The following is a 19232-nucleotide window of genomic DNA, read 5'->3' as shown; positions in this document are numbered from 1 at the left end:
GGCGGGCGATCGCGTGGTTGAGCAACCGGCCCCCGGGCCGGAGCAGGCTGAAGAGGGCCCGGCTGTAGGTCGGCAGCATGGCGGCGCCGACATGCTCGGCCATGCCGATGCTGGCGATCGCGTCGAACGGGCCGTCGGGCACCTCGCGGTAGTCCTGCACGCGGATCTCGACGCGGTCGGAAAGCCCCTCCTCGGCGGCCCGCTTGCGGGCGAAGTCGGCCTGAGCGCGGGAAAGTGTGACACCGACCGCGCTGACCCCGTACTCACGCGCCGCGTGCAGGACGAAGGTGCCCCAGCCACAGCCGACATCGAGCACGCGCATGCCCTCGGTGAGCCCGAGTTTGCGGGCCACCAGATCCACTTTCGCGGTCTGCGCCTGGTCGAGTGATTCAGCCGTTTCGTCCCAATAGGCGCACGAATAGGTCATCGTGCGGCCGAGTACGAGGGCGTAGAAATCGTTCCCGACATCGTAGTGGTGACTGATCGCCCTCGCGTCGCGCCGCAGCGAATGAAGCGGCCCGGCCAGTTTGATCTCCTCCACCGGCGGTTTCGGCGGCGGACCGACCGCGCCCAGCCGCACCAAGGTGCGCAGTGCGTCACGTTTGGCCGCCCAGTCGAGTTCCGGCCGCAGCGCGCCGTGCGCGACCAGCCCGTAGAGCCTGGCGAGAGTCTCGGTGAAGTCACCTTCGACCTCGAGATCACCCGCGACGTAGGCGCGGGCGAGCCCGAGTTCGTTCGGCGCCCAGAGCAGCCGGCGCAGGGCACGGCGGTTCCGGAAGACGAGCCCCACCGGGGCGTCCGGCGGACCGCCGACGCTCCCGTCCCAGCAACGGATTCTCATCGGAAGTTCTTCGCCGAGCGCCGTGGACAACAAATCCGCGAGGGCGCTCGCGACCCCACGCGCACTGATCACGGCTTCATTCAAGCACGAATACCGCAATTCCGCGCGCCCGTAAACCGCCGTCGCCGGTGACATACCGCCAATGGTGAAAACCAGTGCGACGGTATGTGCTCACTCCAGCACGAGGAGCAGGTCACCTCCCTCGACCTGCTGCACCGTGTTGATCGCGCGCCGCCCCACCGTGCCCGCGGCACCGGCGGTGATCGCGGCCTCCATCTTCATCGCTTCGATCGTCGCGACCGTCTGCCCGGCCGCCACCTCGTCGCCTTCGGCCACCGAAAGCGTCACCACACCGGCGAACGGCGCGGCGACGTGCTTCGGGTTGTCCTTCTCGGCCTTCTCCGCCGCCGGGAGATCGGAGGCCACCGAACGGTCCCGCACCTGGATCGGGCGAAGCTGCCCGTTGAGCGTCGACATGACGATGCGCATGCCGCGCTCGTCCGCCTCGCCGATCGCCTCCAGCTCGATGATCAGCCGCACACCCGGTTCCAGGTCGACCGTGTACTCCTCGCCCGGGCGCAGCCCGTAGAAGAAGTCCTTGCTGGGCAGGACGCTGGTGTCGCCGTAGGCCTCGCGGTGCTTCTCGAACTCCTTGGTCGGGCCGGGGAACAGCAACCGGTTGAGGGTGGCGCGCCGGTTCGCGGCGAGTCCCTCGCGGTCTTCCACCGACAGTTCGGTGACCGCCTTCGGTTCGGCACGGCCCTGCAGCGCCTTGCTGCGGAACGGTTCCGGCCAGCCTCCCGGCGGGTCGCCCAGCTCACCGCGCAGGAAACCGATCACCGAGTCCGGGATGTCGAACCGGTTCGGCTCGGCCTCGAACTTCTCCGGCGAAACCCCGGCGCCCACCAGATGCAGGGCGAGGTCACCGACCACTTTGGACGAAGGCGTGACCTTGACCAGATGGCCCAGCATCTTGTCCGCCGCGGCGTACATCGCCTCGATCTCCTCGAACCGGTCACCGAGTCCGAGCGCCCGCGCCTGGGTGCGCAGGTTGGACAGCTGACCGCCGGGGATCTCGTGGTCGTAGACCCGGCCGGTGGGCGAAGCGAGGCCCGCCTCGAACGGCGCGTAGATCTTGCGCACGATCTCCCAGTACGGCTCGAGATCACTGATGGCGCGCAGGCTCAGGCCGGTCGGGCGGTCCGAATGGTCGGTGGCCGCCACGATCGCGGACAGCGAGGGCTGCGAGGTCGTCCCCGACATCGAGGCCACCGCGCCGTCCACCGCGTCCGCGCCGGCCTGGATCGCGGAAAGATACGTGCCGAGCTGACCGCCCGCGGTGTCGTGGGTGTGGATGTGCACCGGCAGGTCGAACTCCTTGCGCAGTGCCGAAACCAGCTTCGCGGCGGCCGGGGCGCGCAGCAGCCCCGCCATGTCCTTGATGGCCAGTACGTGCGCGCCCGCGCCGACGATCTGCTCGGCCAGCTTCAGGTAGTAGTCCAGCGTGTAGAGCTTTTCGGCCGGGTCGGACAGGTCCCCGGTGTAGCAGAGCGCGACCTCGGCGACCGCGGTGCCGGTCGCGCGCACCGCGTCGACCGCCGGCCGCATCTGCTCGACGTCGTTGAGCGCGTCGAAGATACGGAAGATGTCGATGCCGGTGGCCGCGGCCTCCTCGACGAAGGCGTCGGTGACCTCGGTCGGGTACGGCGTGTAGCCGACCGTGTTGCGCCCACGCAACAACATCTGGAGGCAGATGTTGGGCACCGCCTCGCGCAGCCTGGCCAGCCGGTCCCACGGGTCTTCGGAGAGGAAGCGGAGTGCCACGTCGTAGGTGGCGCCGCCCCAGCATTCCAGCGACAGCAGGCCGGACGCGGTGTGCGCGACGACGGGCGCGACAGCCAGCAGGTCCTTGGTGCGCACCCGGGTCGCGAGCAGCGACTGGTGTGCGTCACGGAACGTCGTGTCGGTCACGCCGATGGTCGGCGACTCGCGCAGCCACCGGGCGAATCCCTCGGGCCCGAGTTCGGTGAGTTTCTGCTTCGACCCGGCGGGCGGCTCTCCGCCCGGTACCTGCGGCAGCTTCACGGTCGGCTCGATCAGCCGCGGCCGCTCCCCGTTGGGCTTGTTCACCGTCACATCGGCGAGATACGTGAGCAGCCGGGTGCCACGGTCGGCGGAACTGCGGGCGGTGAGCAGGTGCGGCCGCTCCTCGATGAACGACGTGGTGACCCGGCCCGCCCGGAAGTCCGGATCGTCGAGAACGGCTTGCAGGAACGGGATGTTCGTCGACACGCCACGGATGCGGAACTCGGCGACCGCGCGCCGGGCGCGCCCGACCGCGGTCTCGAAATCCCGGCCGCGACAGGTCAGTTTGACCAGCATCGAGTCGAAGTGCGCGCTGATCTCCGTGCCGGCGAAGGCGGTACCACCGTCGAGCCGGATGCCGGACCCGCCGGGCGACCGGTAGGCGCTGATCATGCCGGTGTCCGGACGGAATCCGTTGGCCGGGTCCTCGGTGGTGATCCGGCACTGCAGGGCGGCGCCGCGCAGGTAGATCTTGTCCTGGCTCAGCCCGAGATCGGCCAGTGTCTCACCGGCCGCGATCCGCATCTGGGCCTGCACGAGGTCGACGTCGGTGACCTCCTCGGTCACCGTGTGCTCGACCTGGATACGCGGGTTCATCTCGATGAAGACGTGGTTGCCCTCGGTGTCCAGGAGGAACTCGACGGTGCCCGCGTTGCGGTAGCCGATCGCGCGGGCGAAGGCGACCGCGTCGGCGCAGATCCGGTCCCGCAGCTCCGGGTCGAGGTTCGGCGCGGGGGCGAGCTCGATCACCTTCTGGTGACGCCGCTGCACCGAGCAGTCGCGCTCGAACAGATGGATCACGCCGTCCTCGCCACCCGTTCCGTCACTGAGGATCTGCACCTCGATGTGCCGGGGGTCGACGACCGCCTTCTCCAGGAACACGGTCGGGTCACCGAAGGCGGACTCGGCCTCCCGCGCGGCGGCCTCGATCGACTCGCGCAGCATCGCCGGGTCGTCCACCCTGCGCATGCCGCGCCCACCACCACCGGCGACCGCCTTGACGAACACCGGGAAGCCGATCTCCTCGGCGGCGGCGACCAGAACGTCCACATCGGCCGATGGCTGCGAGGATCCGAGCACCGGCACGCCGGCTTCACGGGCGGCCGCGACCGCGCGGGCCTTGTTGCCCGTGAGCTCCAGGATTTCCGCGCTCGGGCCGACGAAGGTGATTCCGGCCTCCTCGCACGCCATGGCCAGATCGGGGTTCTCCGACAGGAAGCCGTACCCCGGGTAGACCGCGTCCGCCCCGGCCTGGCGCGCGGCGCGGATGATCTCGTCCACCGAGAGGTAGGCCCGCACGGGGTGGCCCTGCACACCGATCTCGTAGGCCTCGTCGGCCTTGAGCCGGTGCAGCGAGTTCCGGTCCTCGTAGGGGAACACCGCGACCGTCCCCGCGCCCAGCTCGTAGCCGGCGCGGAAGGCACGGATGGCGATTTCACCGCGGTTCGCGACAAGCACCTTGCGGAACATGCCCGGTCCTCTCTGATGTCTCGGATCGGTAGGAACCTGACGTTACCGCCTTGTTCACCACGAACGTGAGTTGAAGCCCACGTGATCGAGCTAACCTCGTCGTGCACGTTTGACGGGTGACGGCCTAGAGAAGTGGAGAAATGACATGCACTGGGGACTCCGCCGGACCGCCGCGCTGCTCGCCTCCGGCACGCTCGCGCTCGCCGTGGTCGCGGCTCCGGCCGAAGCGGCGACCGGATGGACACAGACCGGCCACAGCACCGAATTCACGCCGACCCACAACGAAGGCGTCGCGACGGTGAACCCGCCCGGCGGCACGCCCTACCAGTACTACACCGGCACCCTTTCCGTCCCGCCGGATCTGGTCGCGAACTGGAACCACATCGGCGACCCGGATTCCTCGCGCGGGTACATCTTCGACGATTTCCAGTACTCCGGGTCCAACCCGTCATCGAAACTTTTCCGCGTGACCACCCCGGCCGGCACGCATTACGATTACACGCACACCCTGGTCTCCGGTGAGGAATACAACAATTCCTGGGTGGCCGTTTCGCCCGACGCGCGGTGGATGGTCAACGGCGAGTGGGACACGATGAACCGGTTCCTCGTCTTCCCGGCGCCGATCCTGAATTCCTCGACCTCACCCACCGGCGGCAACCTCGACATCGCCACGTATCTCAAGCTGGATCACCCGGTCCGGGACGTGCAAGGCTGCACGTTCTTTTCCGCGACCCGTTTGCTGTGTTCTTCCGACGACTCCGGCACCGACCTCTTCCCCACCGCCAAACAACTCCTGCAGGTCGATCTGCCGCACGCGCTCGACGGGACCGAGATCACCGGACACGTCACCTCACTCGGCCCGCTTCCGCTCAACAGCATCTGCTCCGGCAACTTCGAAGTCGAGGGCATCGACTACGACGCGACCAGCGGCAACCTGCGGGTCCTGATCATCGAGCCGGGAGTCTGCGCCGCCGTCACCGACCTCTACACCTTCCGTCAAGGCTGACTTCGGCGCCAACCTTGAGCGCGTTTGGGAGGAAGGTGTGTTTACTACGATTCATCCGTAGTAAACACACCTTCCTCCCGATCCGGTGTCGTCGTGGTCACGAGCAAATGCTCGACCATACGATGGAGCGTACGGGCTTTACCGAGACAGCGGCATGGGAAAACGCGTGGCGTGGTGGACGAACGACATGGTCGCCCGAACGGAGCGGGAACGGGCCTGGCTTCACCGCACGCTTCGTATCGCAATCGACGGGAGATCAGGTGTCAGAGGCCAGCGAACTCGCCGCCTTCGGATATGAACTCGGCATTCTCAAACGGATGCGCCGGGCCGGGTGGTGGCAGGCCGGGGTGCGGGACCCGGAATCCGTCGCGGAGCATTCCCTCCGGGTCGCGCAACTCGCGGGGTTGCTGGCCGCGGAGGAAGGTGCCGACCCGGCGCGCGCCGCCTATCTCGCGATCTGGCACGACTCCCAGGAAACCCGCACCGGAGACCTCCCGCACACGGTCAGGCCGTACCTGACCAAACCGGACCCCGAGGCGATCACCGCCGACCAGACCGCCGCTCTGCCGGCCCGCGCCGGTGACTCCGTCCGCGATGCGGTCGCCGAATACGAAGCGGCGGAAACCGCCGAGGCTCGGTGCGCGCGTGACGCCGACAAGCTCGAAATGGTGCTCCAAGCGCTGGAGTACCGCGACCTCGGCGTCCAGCGCGTCCAGGAATGGATCGACTCCGGCCGCGAATCCTTGACCACGAAGACGGCCCAGCGTGTCGCGGACGCAGCACTCGAACTGTCCCCGCTCACGTGGCGAAAGAGGTGAAGCCCGCGAACGTGATGGTGAGCGGGGGAAGACCGATCGTGATCGACTTCGGTTCCGCCCGCGAGATCGAGTCCCCGCAGCCGCCCGGCCGTCCCATCGGCACGCTCGGCTACGCGGTGCCGGAGCAGGAGGAATGCCGACCGATATCGTCCACAATGGACGTGGCCGGAATGGGTCGACGCGCTTGGGCCGGCGTCCGCGGTGGCGTGACAGCGGGGAAGCGCGCAGGCCGATGTTTACTCGCGCGTCAGGTCTTTTCCAGGTACTCGGCTCGGTCGGCGTCGACGACGGTGGCGACCAGGTGCGCGAGGCCGAGGTGGTTGCCCAGGGCCGGGTCGTCGGCGATGATCTCCTGCGCCCGCACGCGGGCGTCGGCGATGATGTCCTCGTCGTTCAGCAGGGACAGCAACTTGAGAGCGGACCGCTTGCCGGACTGTGCCGCGCCGAGGATGTCGCCCTCCCTGCGCAGTTCGAGGTCCAGACGCGACAGTTCGAAACCGTCCGTTGTGGACTCCACCGCGGCCAGCCGCTCCCTGGTCGTGGTGCCGTCCAGAGCCTCGGTGACCAGAAGACACAGGCCCGGCACATCGCCCCGGCCGACCCGGCCCCGCAGCTGGTGCAACTGACTCACCCCGAACCGCTCCGCGTCCATGATCACCATCACGGTCGCGTTCGGCACGTTCACGCCGACCTCGATCACCGTGGTCGCGATGAGCACGTCCAGCTTCCCGTCCGCGAAGGCCCGCATGACGGCGTCCTTCTCGTCGCTGGGCAACCGGCCGTGCAGCACGCCCAGCCGTAGGCCGGACAGCGGCCCCTTCTCCAGTTCGGCCGCGACATCCAGTACGGCCAGCGCCGGACGCTTGTCGCTCCCGTTGTTCGCCGCGGGCTCGTCGCCGATCCGGGGACACACCACGTATGCCTGATGGCCCTTGCCGACCTCTTCGACTATCCGTTGCCACACGCGGTCGAGCCACGCCGGCTTCTCCGCCACCGGCACGACCGTGGTGGAGATCGGCGACCGGCCCACCGGCATTTCCCGCAGGGACGACGTTTCCAGGTCGCCGTAGACGGTCATGGCGACCGTGCGGGGAATGGGCGTCGCCGTCATCACCAAGACGTGCGGGCTGGTGAAATCCGCGCCACGAGAACGCAGCGCGTCCCGCTGCTCGACGCCGAACCGGTGCTGCTCGTCCACCACCACGAAACCGAGATCGGCGAAGGACACCGAATCCTGGATGAGCGCGTGCGTGCCAACGACGATCCCGGCCGCGCCGCTCGCCGCGTCCAGCAGCGCCTGCTTGCGTTCCTTCGCCGGCTGGGAACCGGTCAGCAGCACGATCTTCGTCGCCTGTTCGGCGGCGCCGAGTTCGCCCGCCGCCCCCAGTTCACCCAGCATCTCGCGCAGCGAACGGGCGTGCTGCGCGGCCAGAACCTCGGTGGGCGCCAGCATCGCGCACTGCCGTCCCGCGTCCACCACCTGCAACATCGCGCGGAGCGCGACGACCGTCTTGCCGCTACCGACCTCGCCCTGGAGCAGCCGGTTCATCGGGTGCTCGCGCGCGATGTCCGCGGCGATGCTGTCCCCCACCTCGCGCTGCCCCGCGGTGAGTTCGAAGGGCAGGCGCCGGTCGAAGGTGTCGCGGAGGCCGTCCGGCACCGGTGGGCACGCGGGCGCGGTACGGGAAACCGCCGAATACCGCCGCTGCGCGAAGATCAGCTGAACCGCCATGGCCTCGTCCCACTTGAGACGGTGGTGCGCGAGCTCGAGCACGGCGCGGTCGGCGGGGCGGTGGACCGTGTGCAGGGCGTCGAAGAGGTCCATCAATCCGTAGCGCGCCAGCAACTCGGCGGGCATCGGGTCCTCGGTACGGTCCAAAGTGGGCAGAACCTGCCGCACGCACCGCGCGATCACCCAGGACGGAAGGCCCGCGGCGGCGGGATAGACGGGAATGAGCGCGCCCAGGAAATCGTCCATCTTCTCCGCGTCGTCGCCGTCGACCATCTGGTACTCGGGATTGGCCAGTTGCAGCGTCCTGCGGAACGCGTTGACCTTTCCGGCGAACAGACCCGTCCTGCCGATCCGCAGTTCCCGGTCGCGCTGGGGATTGTTGCCGAAGAACGCGCAGGAAAGCTTGCGATGGCCGTCGGTGATGACCATTTCGGTGATGAAGCCGGGCTTGTTGCGCATGCGGCGCTTTTCGACCCGCTCGATCCGGGCCATCACCGTGGCGTGCTCACCGATCTCCAGCCCGGCGATGTCGGTGAGTTCCCCGCGTTCGGCGTAGCGGCGCGGATAATGACGGAGCAGGTCCGCGACGGTGTGGATGCCGAGCGCCTCGCCGAGGGCGGTGGCCGACTTCTTGCCCAGAAGCGGGAGCAGCGAATCAGTCAGCAAAGCCATCAGCGCTCCCCCTTCCCGCGAGCTGCGCGATTTGACACAAGAAGAAGCGGCGTCACTACTCCACCCCGATCAGGAGTACGGCGTCGGCCTGACCGCCGGGGTAACTCACGAACTCCACCTCCGGTCGCTCCGCTCGCAGCCGCTCGGCGAGCTCGGCCGCCAGTCCTTCCGGCGCGGCCTGTCCGGTCAGCACGGTGACCAGCTCACCACCACCGGCGAGCATGCGGTCCAGCACCCGCGAGGCCGCCCCGGCCAGCTCCTCGCGCGCCGACTCGACCAGCATGACCTCGCCGTCGACGAAACCGACCAGGTCACCGGCGTGGGCCCGGCCCACCCAGGTTATCGACTCCTCGCGCGCGATCACGATTTCGCCACGCCGGGTGGCCGCGGCCGCCTCGGCCATCGCCACCACGTCGTCGTTCGCGCGGCGACCGGGGTCGTGCACCGCGAGCGCGGCCAGCACCTGGACCGGAGACACGCACGGAATCACCACGACATCGCGGTCCCCGATCATCGGGTGGCCCGCCGCGACGTCGACGGCCGCGGTCAGCTCCGGCCCGCCGGGCAGGACCGTGATGTGCCCGGCTGCCGTCTCGGAGATCAGGCCGAGCAACTCCTCGACGCTGGGCACGGCGCCGCGTGGCACGGCGAGCACCGCGCTGCCCTCGGCTCGCAGGAGCTCGGCGAGTTCCTCGCCGTGCACGACGGCCACGACCGCGCGATCCGGCCCGGCGGGCTCCAACGGGGTCGGCGTGAGCAGCGGCTCGACCCGGACGTGCCGCGGACGGCCGTGGTCGAGGCCGGCCTCGATGGCGGCTCCGATGTCGGCGCAGTGGACGTGGACGGCGTAACCGTCACCGTCACCGGCGACCGTCACGCTGTCGCCGAGCGCGCTCAGCGCCCTCCGGAAGGCCGCCAGATCCGGCTCACCCTCGAGCAGGTACATGACCTCCCAGGCGTAGGGAGCGGGCTCGCTTTCGGCCGCCATCAGCGCCTCGTGGGGACGGTCCGGACGGTCGATCGTCCTGCCGTGGACGACGGCGTCCAGCGCGTCCAGCACCGCGACCAGCCCGCGCGCCCCGGCGTCCACCACACCCGCCGTGGCCAGCACCGGAAGCTGCCGCGGGGTCTGCTCGAGGGCTTCCGCCGCCGCCTTCGTGGCGACGGACACGACATCGGCCAGCGGTCCCGGCTCGCCGCCGACCGCGTCCGCCACCGCGTGCAGCACGCTCAGCATCGTGCCGGCCACCGGGCGCGCCACCGCCTCGGTGGCGACCGTGTCGGCGTGCGCGAGCGCCTTCGCCAGTGCGGGCCCGTCCAGTTCGGCCAACTCGCCCGCGGACTCGGCGATCCCGCGCAGGACCTGCGAAAGGATCACCCCCGAATTGCCGCGCGCCGCCCGCAACGCGCCGCGGGCGAGCACGGACAGCGCCTGCCCGGCCCCGGCGGCACCCGCGTCCGCGGCCAGCGCGTCCCGCGCGCCGGTCATCGTGTGGAGCATGTTCGACCCGGTGTCGGAATCGGCCACCGGGTAGACGTTGATCCCGTTGATGGCCGGGCACAGTACTTCCAGGCTGTCCACGCAGGCCGCGGCCCATGCCGCCACCGCCGCCTCGTCCACTCCGGCCTCCTCCCAGGTCAGCCTCAGGGTAGCGACCCGGTCGGACAGTTCCGGCGCCCACTCGTTACGATGGAGCAGTTCTAGCTTTCCCTGATCTTTTGAGGAGTTCGACGTGGCTGCCGTGTGCGACGTCTGTGGCAAGGGGCCCGGCTTCGGTAAGTCGGTCTCGCACTCCCACCGGCGTACCAACCGCCGGTGGAACCCGAACATCCAGACCGTGCACGCCAAGATCGGTCTGTCCCAGCGCAAGCGGCTCAACGTGTGCACGTCCTGCCTGAAGGCCGGCAAGGTCGTCCGCGGCTGACCGCGAAGGGGTTGGGTGGCGAGTGCTCGCGGAGAGCGCTCGCCATTTTTTCGCGGTCAGGTGTCTTTTGGGGGTCGAACCCCCAAACCCCCGCCAGGGGGCAAGCCCCCTGGACCCCCCGCGAGTTTGGTAGGCGGTCCTTTGAGGTGCCGCGAGTGACGTGGATGTGGGTGGGTTAGGTGGTTTTCGGGAGCAAGGGGCGTTTGCTACGGATGATTCGTAGTAAACGCTCCTTGCTTCGGAACCGGGGTCAGGGGAGCTTCCAGTCGACGGGGGGTGCGCCTTGCTTGGTGAGGAGGTCGTTGGCGCGGGAGAAGGGGCGCGAGCCGAAGAAGCCGTTGTGTGCCGACATCGGGCTCGGATGCACCGACTCGACACAGGGATAACCCCCGAGCAACGGCTTGAGACCGCGCGCGTTGCTCCCCCACAGGATCGCCACCAACGGCTTGCCGCGCGCCGCCAGCGCCCGGATCGCCTGCTCGGTGACCTCTTCCCAGCCCTTCCCCCGGTGTGAGTTCGGGGCACCGGGCCGCACCGTGAGCGCCCTGTTGAGCAGCAGCACCCCCTGCTCGGTCCACGGCGTCAGGTCCCCGTTGGACGGCAGCGGGTGACCGAGATCGTCGCGGTACTCCTGGAAGATGTTGATCAGGCTCTTGGGCAGCGGCCGAACCTCCGGCGCCACCGCGAAACACAACCCGATCGGGTGACCGGGGGTGGGATACGGGTCCTGCCCCACGATGAGCACCCGCACCTCGTCGAACGGTTGCTTGAACGCGCGCAGCACGTTCTCCCCGGCCGGCAGGTAGGTGCGCCCCGCCGCGACCTCGGCGCGCAGGAACTCGCCCATCGCGCTGATCCGGTCGGCGACCGGTTCCAGTGCCTCGGCCCAGCCCGGATCGACCACTTCCCGTAAAGGTTTCGCGCTCACGGAGCGCACGTTACCAATCCGACCAAAAGTAGGCGGAGACGGACCGCAGCCAATCTGGCTGTATAGACCCGTTTCCGCCGTGGCTGTGGCCGGATTGGTAACGATCGACACAGTAGCGCGCGAGTGAAGTCACGAATCCAGGCGCCGCAACTCCCGCCGGAACCGCTCCGCGCGCTTCACATAACTGTCGACGACCTGCTGGATCGCCTCCGGCCCGAAAGAGGTGTTGGGCCGCGTCTTGGCGGGCACGCCAAGGGCGATGTGGCCCGAGGGCACATGCGAGCGGTAGGACAGCACCGCGCCGGCGCCCACCATCCCGCCGTCTTCGATCACGCTGCCGTTCAGCACCACCGCGCCGGACGCGACGAGACACCCGCGGCCGATGGTCGCGCCCTCCACGTGCACCGAATGCCCGATCGCCGAACCGGGACCGAGGATCGTCGGTTCCGCGTTGGTGCAGTGCAGCACACAGCCGTCCTGCACGTTGGAACGCTCGCCGATCTCGATGTACCCGTGATCGCCGCGCAGCACGGTTCCCGGCCAGACGGAAGCGTACGCGTCGAGGCGGACGTCGCCGATGATCGTGGCGTCGGGATGGACGTAGGCCTGCGGGTGGGTCTTGGGCTCGATTTCGCCCAGTGCGTAGATGGCCACTCAAACCTCCAGATTCTCCGGGCACAGTGGACCACGGCGGACGCCCGCACACCAACTGTCTACAAAGGACTCACAGAGGTTTGCCCAGGAAGACCGACGACGCGTAATCCCGGTAGAACCCGAACTTGGGGATGTCGTGGTAACCCGCCGAACGGTACAGCGTGATCGCCTCCGGCTGCTTCGCACGGGTCTCCAGCACCATCCGGGCCCTCCCGGACGCGGCCGCCGTGCGTTCCAGCTCGGCGAGAATCCGCCGCGCGAAGCCCTTTCCACGGGCGGAGGGCACCACGAACATCCGCTTGATCTCCGCGTCGCCTCCGTGGTCCCGCCGGCCACCGCAGGCAACCGGCAGCGCGCCGGTGTACCCGATCAGGAAGATCCCTTGCGGTGGCGCGAATTCCGCCGGATCCACCGGTGTGCCGTCCGGCCCACCGTAGCGGCGGACGTACTGTGCCGTTCGTCACCGATCCGACGGCAGCCACGGCGGAAACGGGTGTCTACAAGCAGTTCGGTTGCGATTCGTATCCGCCTACTTTCGGCCGGATTGGTAACGCGGGCTGGACTTCGGTGATCAGCGTGGCCGAATCGGGATGGTCGAAGGGCACCACGCGAGGAGTCCATACCACCATCATCGCCAGTGCTCCCAGCCCGGTGCCTCGCGATACGGCTCACCGTTCACGGTCACCGCGTTCTCGTTGGCGGTGACCATCCCGATCCGCCGCCAGCCCTCGGGAAGCCCGCCGGAGGACGGAAAGGTGGCCGCCAGCGCGTGATCCTCGCCACCGGTCAGCACCCAATGCAGCGGATCGGCGCCCAGCGCGCTGCCGACCTCGACCAGCCTTCTGGGCATGTCCAGCAGGTCGGTCCGCACGTCGATGCCCACGCCCGAGGCACGCGCCACGTGACCGAGATCGGCCAGCAGGCCGTCGGAGACGTCGATCATCGCCGTGGCGCCCGCGCCCGCCGCCGCCGGGCCCGCGGTGTAGTCCGGCTCCGGGAAGCGGTGCGCGTTGACCACGTTCACCGGGGAACGGAAGCCACGGCCGAGCACCGCGAGGCCGGCGGCGGACCAGCCGAGCCTGCCGTGCACCGCCACAACGTCACCGCGCCGCGCGCCCGCCCGCGTCACCGGAGTGCGGCCGCGAAGGTCACCGAGCGCCGTGATACTCACCACGATCTGGTCGGCGCGCACCATGTCTCCGCCGGCGAGTCCGGCGCCCGCCCGCTCCGCCTCGGCCCACATGCCGTCGACGAGTCCGGTGACCACCTCGGTGGGCGTTTCCCCCGGGCAGCCGAGGCCGACGAGGACACCGGTCGGGACCGCTCCCATGGCCGCCACGTCGGTCAGGTTCACCGCGACGGCCTTGCGTCCCACCTGCGCCGGAGTCGACCAGTCGAGCCGGAAGTGCACGCCCTGCACCAGCATGTCGGTGGTGGCCACCACCCGGCCGTCCGGCGAGGCGACGAGCGCCGCGTCGTCACCGGGTCCGAGCAGGGTCGAGGGAGGCTGTCTTCGGTTCTCGGTCACGGCCCGGATGAGGCCGAACTCGCCGATCCCGGCGACCGTGCCGTCGTCCGTCGTCACTGTTCCTCCGCCACTGCACTGTGGTCACCTTGACAGCCGCGAGTCGACACAAGGGGTGTCATCAAGGTCTCCTCTGTCGTCGGAAAGTCGGATTGCCTATCGTCGGTGGTGGTGGGGTAGGTTCCTCGAACGTTCCTACCTTGATTGCGGTAACGATGACGAAGGGGCGCGCCGTGGTTCACGCATACATCCTCATTCAGACCGAAGTCGGCAAGGCGGCCGCGGTCGCCGCGGAGATCTCCGGCATTCCCGGCGTCGCCACTTCCGAGGACGTGACCGGGCCCTACGACGTGATCGTCCGCGCCGAGGCGGACACCGTGGACCAGCTCGGCCAGCTCGTGGTGGCGAAGGTCCAGGGCGTAGCGGGGATCACGCGCACGCTCACCTGCCCGGTGGTGCATCTTTGACCCGTGCCTTCCCGTGATCCCGACACGACCGGCGCTCCGCCCCGGCGCCTGATCGTCCTCGCCGCGGTCCTCGCCGTCACGTTCGCGGCGGCGGTCGCTCTTGTCGCGCTCTTCGCACCGACCGCCCAGCCGCCCGTCACCGGGACGTTGACGGTGCCCTGGGCGCCCGCGCCGCAGGCGAATTCGCCCGAATGCTCGGCTCTGCTCTCCGCGCTGCCGCCGGAGCTGGTGTCCAAGGGCGCCAAGCTGACCCGCCGCGAGCTGACCCAGCCCGCTCCCCCGGCGACCATGGCGTGGGGCGAACCGGACCCGATCGTGCTGCGATGTGGCGTGGAACGGCCACTCGAGCTGACTCCGACCACGCAGTTGCGCGTGGTGTCCGGCGTGCAATGGCTGCCGGTGGAGGGCGAGGGCAGGTCGACCTGGTACGTCGTCGACCGCGCCGTCTACGTCGCGCTGACGGTGCCCGACTCGGCCGGGACCGGCCCGCTCCAGCAGACCTCCGACGCCGTGGCCGCGACACTGCCGACGGTGCCGTTACGGTTCGACTGAACCATCCACAGTGGACGGTTCCCGGCACCGGGATTCCAGCCGATCAACGCAAAATGCCGACCAGCACGTCCAAGGCGCGACGCAGCGCGTCCCGGGAACATCCCGCGTAGCCGATCGCCACACCGAAGGTGTCCGGTTTTCCGGCGAAATGCCGGCCCAGACCGTCGAGCCGGATTCCGTGTTCCTGGGCGGCTTCGATCCGGTCGCGCTCGGCCCGCGCCGATGCGAACGGCACCACCAGATGCGCGCCCGCGTCGTCGCCCAGGACCGGGATACCCGCTTCGCGTAAAGCGGTGGCCAGCAGCGCGCGACGCTCGGCGAGTTCACGCCGGAGTTTGCGCAGATGCCTCCCGAGATCACCGTGCCGTGCCAACTCGACCAGCACCCGTTGCCCGGCCGGGGACGGACGGATGCTCGTGCGCTCCCGGTAGGCCAGCACCGCGGAGGTGACCACGCTCGGCGCGACCATCCAGCCGGCGCCGAGCGTGGGCGTGAGGATTTTGCTCGTGGTACCCAGATGCACCACCACATCCGGGGCGAGCGCGGCCAGCAGCGGCAACGGGGCCACGTCGAACCGCAGTTCACCGTCGTAGTCGTCTTCGATGATCAGCATGTGCTCCGCACGGGCACGCTCGACCAGACCGACCCGGCGGGCAGCGCTCATCCGGCTTCCCATCGGGTACTGGTGCGCGGGCGCGCAGTAGACGGCCCGCGCGCCGGCGGGGATGGCCGCGGTGCGCAGGCCTTCGGTGTCGACTCCGACACCGACGACACGAAGTCCCGCCGCGCTCAACGTCCGCACCGCGCGCTGATAGCCAGGCTCTTCCACAGCCACCAGGTCGCCCGGGGACAGGACCGCCGCGGTGAGCTCCGCCACCGCCGCGGTGGTGCCGCCGGTGGCCAGGACCGAATCGGTGCCGACCGCGAGGCCCCGGTGCCGCAACAGGTGTTCGGCGATCACCTCCCGGTACTCCGGCAACCCGGCCTGGTGCGCGTGCGTCAGCGGCGGCGTGTCCGCGGCCGCGCGCCATGCCCGCCGCCAAGCGGCGCGGTCGATTCCCGCCGCCCACGGCGTCCCGACGCGGAGATCGAGGAGCACGTCCGGTTCGGAGATTTCGTCCGCAACCGCCGGGCGGGCCGGGGGATCGCTCGGCGGTGATGTGGTGACGTAGGTACCCGAACCGTGCTTGCCCGCGATCCAGCCCTCGGCGTGCAATTGCTCGTAGGCGGCCGAGGTGACGGTGCGGCTCACGCCGAGCCGCCGGGCGAGCGCCCTGGTGGAGGGCAGGCGGTCGCCGCCGCGAAGATGCCCGCCGGCGGCGGAGGATCGCAAGGCGTCGGCGAGTTGCACCGCGAGCGGGATTCCCGAGTCGCGGTCGAGCGTGACGGGCAGCGCGGTCGGCACGGCGAAAGTGGCCTTTCCTATTGATCCAGTGGTGGCCCTTTGACAGGGCCACTATACGGCCCACGCTGGGTGTCATGACGTTGTCGACCACTCCCCGCAGCACCTTGACCCGCAAGAAGGATCGCGCCGCCACCGAACGCGAAGCCCTGTACTCCGTGCTGGACGAGGCGCTCATCTGCCATTTCGGCCTGGTGCTGCGCGGTTCGCCGGTGGTGCTGCCCACCGGCTACGGGCGCGACGGCGACACGGTGTACCTGCACGGTTCGACCGGTGCCGGAAACCTGCGTGCGGCCGCCGGGGGGGATCGATGTGTGCGTCACGGTGACCCTGCTGGACGGCATCGTCTACGCGCGATCGCTCAACAACCATTCGATGAACTACCGCAGCGCGGTCGTGCACGGCCGCGCTCGGCCGGTGGAGGACCGCAAGGAGAAGATGCACGCCCTCCACGTCATCACCGAGCACCTCTCGCCGGGTTCGTGGGACCACGCGAGAGCGGTCAACGACAAGGAATTCGCCTCGGTCGCCGTCCTCGCGCTGGACCTCACCGAGGCCTCGGTCAAGATCCGCGCGGGCGAATCGGCCGACGAGCCGGAGGACGTCGCCACGGGCACCGCGTGGGCCGGAGTCCTCCCGGTGCGAACCGTTTTCGGCACTCCCATACCGGCGTCCTACATCCCCCGGGAGACGCCGATTCCGGACCACATCGCCGGGCGCGCCGGTGTTGTCGAGGCTCGCGAGGTCAGTCCCGCACCGGGCCGGTGACCGGATCGAGGTGGTACGACCGCATGGCACGGCCGCCCGAGCGGTACACATGGATGCTGATCGCCGGGTCGGGACCGTCGTTGCGCACCTGGTGGATGTAGCCGGGACCGAACACCCGCGACTGGCCCTCGGCGAGCGCGTGCAGTTCGGTCAGGGCCCGGCCGTCCGGGGCACGGCGAGCGACGGTCTCGGTGAGTTGACCGCTCACCACCGTGAACGCTCCGGTGGAATCGGCGTGGTCGTGCAGACCGGCGTACTGGCCGGGAAGCCAGCCCATCAGCCACACCTCCTCCCCTCCTTCGCTCCGGATCAGGGCGGAGAACCGCTGCTCCGGGTCGTAACGCAGCAGATGGCGCCAAGCGTCACGATCGACGGCGTAAGCGAGGGCGACCCGCACCGGGTGGCGCAAGGCGGCTTTTTCGGTCAGGGCGAGAGTGTTGTCCGGGACGGCGAACATGGCGACGAAGTCCTTGGCGGAGTCGGGTCGGATACCGGGCTGGGGCGGATCACCGGCAAGGACACAGCGCGCTGGCGGCGCGACGAAGGCCGACCCAGCCTCGCCTGCCCATGGTGCCGCGCGTCGTCATGCGGCACACCAAACCAGCCCCACCCGGCATCGTCAAACCACTCTCACCCTATGGACGGAACAACCTACGACCACTCGTGCTTCTGCTGACGGCCGAGCAGTTCCGCCCCCGCCTTGCGGGGATCGACGCCCTCGTGGCAGACCCGGTGCATCGCGTCGGTGATCGGCATGTCGACGCCGTGGGCCTGCGCCAGTTCCCGGATGGACGTACAGGACATGACGCCCTCGGCGACCTGTCCGCCGGTCGCCGCCTGCGCCTGCGCGACCGTGTCACCACGGCCGAGCCGCTCGCCGAAGGTCCGGTTGCGCGACAACGGTGACGAGCACGTGGCCACCAGGTCCCCGACCCCGGCGAGCCCGGCGAAGGTCAGCGGGTCGGCGCCCAGCTTGACGCCGAGCCGCGCGGTTTCGGCGAGCCCGCGGGTGATCAGGGTCGCCATGGTGTTGGCGCCGTACCCCAGGCCCGCGGCCATTCCGCAGCTGAGCGCGATGACGTTCTTGCAGGCGCCACCGACCTCACAGCCGATCACGTCGGTGTTGGTGTAGGGACGGAAATATCCCGTGGACGCGGCCCGCTGGACGGCCACCGCCCGCTCGTGATCGGCGCACGCGAGGACGGCGGCCGCGGGTTGTTCGGCGGCGATTTCCCGGGCCAGGTTCGGTCCCGACACGACCACGACGCGCTCGTCCCTGGCCCCGGTGACGTCCGTGATCACCTCGCTCATCCGCTTGAGCGTGCCGAGTTCGACGCCCTTGGCGAGGCTGACCAGGATCGCTTCGGGTGGCAGTAGTCCGCGCCAGCCTTCGAGGTTCGCGCGCAGGCTTTGGCTCGGTACCGCCAGCACCACGGCCTCGGCCCCGGCCAGGGCCGGGGCCGGATCCGAGGTCGCGGTCAGCCGGGCGGGCAACGTCACCCCGGGCAGATACGCCGGATTGTGGTGCCCGTCCCGGATTTCCGCGGCGATCTCCTCCCGGCGTGCCCAGATCGTCACGTCGCGGCCGGCGTCGGCCAGCACCTTCGCGAAGGTGGTGCCCCAGGAACCGGCGCCCAGGACGGTGATGCGCTGCGGGACCATTACTCGGCCGGCTTCCGCGCGGGAGGCTCCTCGCCGCGGACTTCCGCCAGCAGGTCTGTCACCCGGTCCATCAACAACTCCGACACCTCCCGGAGCAACGCGGCACCGCGGTCCCTGCCGCGGTAAGCGGACAGGTCCACCGGCTCGCCGACCGAGTGCGTCACCGTGCGACGAGGAATGAGCCGGAGTTTCTTGTGGTAGAAGTCGAGGACGTCCTGGGTGCCCCACCGGGCGATCGGAATCACCGGGACGTCGTTCTCCAGCGCCAGTCGCGCGACACCGGTGAAAGCCTTCTTGGGCCACTGGCCCGGCTCCTTGGTGACCGTGCCCTCCGGGTAGATGACCACGACCTTGCCCTCGCGCAGCGCCTCGTGCGCGGCCCGCAGGCTGTCACCCGCGCTGGAGGATCCGCGGTAGACGGGAATACCGCCGGCGCCGAGGAAGATGCGGCCGAACAACGGCGCCGTCGCCACGCTGTTCTTCGCCATGAACCGCGGCACCCGCTTCTGGCGGTGGACGAACACCGCGTCCACCGCGGGGTCCATGTGGGAGATGTGGTTGAGCACCAGAAGCGCCGCACCCTGCCGGGGAACCCGCTCCGCGTTCAGGTAGACCCGGCGCGTGAGCCAGGAGACGGGATAGAACAGAACGGCGGCGGCTCCCACCCAGAAGCCACCCTTCTCGCGACCGGCCAACGCTCCTCCTGCTTTCCTGCGGGCTCCGCA

Annotated in this window: 17 protein-coding genes and 1 pseudogene; 6 read left to right on the top strand and 12 right to left on the bottom strand. The window is 69.5% G+C overall.

What is annotated here, in order from left to right:
* Positions 1-913, bottom strand: a 913-nt coding sequence (locus ACFSXZ_RS33520) for an SAM-dependent methyltransferase (protein WP_378269737.1), incomplete at its 3' end; no start/stop codon positions are given.
* A 99-nt stretch (positions 914-1012) separates the two neighbouring features.
* Entirely contained in the window at positions 1013-4396 is a 3384-nt protein-coding gene (locus ACFSXZ_RS33515) for a pyruvate carboxylase (RefSeq protein ID WP_378269735.1), read from the bottom strand.
* 145 nt (positions 4397-4541) lie between these two features.
* Between ACFSXZ_RS33515 and ACFSXZ_RS33510 the strand changes: the two genes are divergently transcribed.
* Positions 4542-5402 carry a hypothetical protein gene (locus tag ACFSXZ_RS33510; protein WP_378269733.1) on the top strand — a complete coding sequence of 287 codons (861 nt, stop codon included), beginning with the start codon at positions 4542-4544 and terminating at the stop codon, positions 5400-5402.
* Between the two features lie 260 nt (positions 5403-5662).
* The gene (locus ACFSXZ_RS33505) at positions 5663-6220 is read left to right on the top strand and encodes an HD domain-containing protein (protein WP_378269732.1); all 558 of its coding nucleotides are present in this window, start codon (positions 5663-5665) and stop codon (positions 6218-6220) included.
* 247 nt (positions 6221-6467) lie between these two features.
* Here ACFSXZ_RS33505 and recG read toward each other — a convergent pair whose 3' ends face one another.
* Together recG and ACFSXZ_RS33495 are read right to left on the bottom strand one after the other, a co-directional pair.
* Positions 6468-8624, bottom strand: coding sequence for an ATP-dependent DNA helicase RecG (gene recG, locus ACFSXZ_RS33500; protein WP_378269730.1), 2157 nt, complete (start codon positions 8622-8624; stop codon positions 6468-6470).
* A gap of 55 nt (positions 8625-8679) precedes the next feature.
* The gene (locus ACFSXZ_RS33495; protein WP_378269729.1) at positions 8680-10245 is read right to left on the bottom strand and encodes a DAK2 domain-containing protein; all 1566 of its coding nucleotides are present in this window, start codon (positions 10243-10245) and stop codon (positions 8680-8682) included.
* Between the two features lie 112 nt (positions 10246-10357).
* Here ACFSXZ_RS33495 and rpmB point away from each other — a divergent pair, with 112 nt between their 5' ends.
* Complete coding sequence (gene rpmB / locus ACFSXZ_RS33490) at positions 10358-10549, top strand: 50S ribosomal protein L28 (RefSeq protein ID WP_112272104.1); 192 nt, start codon at positions 10358-10360, stop codon at positions 10547-10549.
* Between the two features lie 250 nt (positions 10550-10799).
* Here rpmB and ACFSXZ_RS33485 read toward each other — a convergent pair whose 3' ends face one another.
* The 4 genes from ACFSXZ_RS33485 to ACFSXZ_RS33470 all read right to left on the bottom strand — a co-directional run bounded on the left by ACFSXZ_RS33485 (position 10800) and on the right by ACFSXZ_RS33470 (position 13716).
* Entirely contained in the window at positions 10800-11477 is a 678-nt protein-coding gene (locus ACFSXZ_RS33485) for a uracil-DNA glycosylase (RefSeq protein WP_378269727.1), read from the bottom strand.
* A gap of 129 nt (positions 11478-11606) precedes the next feature.
* Complete coding sequence (locus tag ACFSXZ_RS33480) at positions 11607-12131, bottom strand: gamma carbonic anhydrase family protein (protein WP_378269726.1); 525 nt, start codon at positions 12129-12131, stop codon at positions 11607-11609.
* Positions 12132-12201: 70 nt separating this feature from the next.
* Positions 12202-12543 carry a GNAT family N-acetyltransferase gene (locus tag ACFSXZ_RS33475; RefSeq protein WP_378269724.1) on the bottom strand — a complete coding sequence of 114 codons (342 nt, stop codon included), beginning with the start codon at positions 12541-12543 and terminating at the stop codon, positions 12202-12204.
* 216 nt (positions 12544-12759) lie between these two features.
* Entirely contained in the window at positions 12760-13716 is a 957-nt protein-coding gene (locus ACFSXZ_RS33470; protein ID WP_378269722.1) for a thiamine-phosphate kinase, read from the bottom strand.
* Positions 13717-13889: 173 nt separating this feature from the next.
* Between ACFSXZ_RS33470 and ACFSXZ_RS33465 the strand changes: the two genes are divergently transcribed.
* Both ACFSXZ_RS33465 and ACFSXZ_RS33460 read left to right on the top strand, forming a co-directional pair.
* Positions 13890-14123, top strand: coding sequence for an Lrp/AsnC ligand binding domain-containing protein (locus ACFSXZ_RS33465; RefSeq protein ID WP_378269721.1), 234 nt, complete (start codon positions 13890-13892; stop codon positions 14121-14123).
* 3 nt (positions 14124-14126) lie between these two features.
* Positions 14127-14675, top strand: coding sequence for a DUF3515 domain-containing protein (locus ACFSXZ_RS33460; protein ID WP_378269720.1), 549 nt, complete (start codon positions 14127-14129; stop codon positions 14673-14675).
* Between the two features lie 43 nt (positions 14676-14718).
* On the opposite strand, the gene pdxR is transcribed toward ACFSXZ_RS33460, so the two are convergent.
* Positions 14719-16080 carry a MocR-like pyridoxine biosynthesis transcription factor PdxR gene (pdxR, locus tag ACFSXZ_RS33455; protein WP_378269718.1) on the bottom strand — a complete coding sequence of 454 codons (1362 nt, stop codon included), beginning with the start codon at positions 16078-16080 and terminating at the stop codon, positions 14719-14721.
* A gap of 74 nt (positions 16081-16154) precedes the next feature.
* On the opposite strand from pdxR, the pseudogene ACFSXZ_RS33450 reads away from it, so the two are divergent.
* Positions 16155-16845 (top strand): annotated as a pseudogene (locus ACFSXZ_RS33450) (pyridoxamine 5'-phosphate oxidase family protein).
* On the opposite strand, the gene ACFSXZ_RS33445 reads toward ACFSXZ_RS33450, so the two are convergent.
* From ACFSXZ_RS33445 to ACFSXZ_RS33435, 3 genes are all read right to left on the bottom strand, one after another.
* Positions 16823-17302: a cysteine dioxygenase gene (locus ACFSXZ_RS33445; RefSeq protein WP_378269716.1), complete on the bottom strand. Its 480-nt coding sequence runs from the start codon at positions 17300-17302 to the stop codon at positions 16823-16825. The pseudogene ACFSXZ_RS33450 and the gene ACFSXZ_RS33445 sit on opposite strands and share 23 nt — an antisense overlap.
* A gap of 194 nt (positions 17303-17496) precedes the next feature.
* Positions 17497-18507, bottom strand: a complete 1011-nt coding sequence (locus tag ACFSXZ_RS33440) for an NAD(P)H-dependent glycerol-3-phosphate dehydrogenase (RefSeq protein ID WP_378269714.1) — start codon at positions 18505-18507, stop codon at positions 17497-17499.
* Entirely contained in the window at positions 18507-19202 is a 696-nt protein-coding gene (locus tag ACFSXZ_RS33435) for a lysophospholipid acyltransferase family protein (RefSeq protein ID WP_378269713.1), read from the bottom strand. Before ACFSXZ_RS33435 ends, ACFSXZ_RS33440 begins: the two co-directional genes overlap by 1 nt.
* Between the last annotated feature and the right edge of the window lie 30 nt (positions 19203-19232).

The sequence above is a fragment of the Amycolatopsis pigmentata genome (assembly GCF_042684065.1).
Lineage (GTDB): Bacteria > Actinomycetota > Actinomycetes > Mycobacteriales > Pseudonocardiaceae > Amycolatopsis_E > Amycolatopsis_E pigmentata.
This window is presented reverse-complemented; position numbering and strand designations above follow the sequence as displayed.

Excerpts from the sequence above, each read along its gene's own strand:
- ACFSXZ_RS33445 (WP_378269716.1), bottom strand. The coding sequence starts at position 17,302 with ATGTTCGCCGTCCCGGACAACACTCTCGCCCTGACCGAAAAAGCCGCC.
- ACFSXZ_RS33515 (WP_378269735.1), bottom strand. The coding sequence starts at position 4,396 with ATGTTCCGCAAGGTGCTTGTCGCGAACCGCGGTGAAATCGCCATCCGT.
- ACFSXZ_RS33440 (WP_378269714.1), bottom strand. The coding sequence starts at position 18,507 with ATGGTCCCGCAGCGCATCACCGTCCTGGGCGCCGGTTCCTGGGGCACC.
- ACFSXZ_RS33510 (WP_378269733.1), top strand. The coding sequence starts at position 4,542 with ATGCACTGGGGACTCCGCCGGACCGCCGCGCTGCTCGCCTCCGGCACG.
- recG (WP_378269730.1), bottom strand. The coding sequence starts at position 8,624 with ATGGCTTTGCTGACTGATTCGCTGCTCCCGCTTCTGGGCAAGAAGTCG.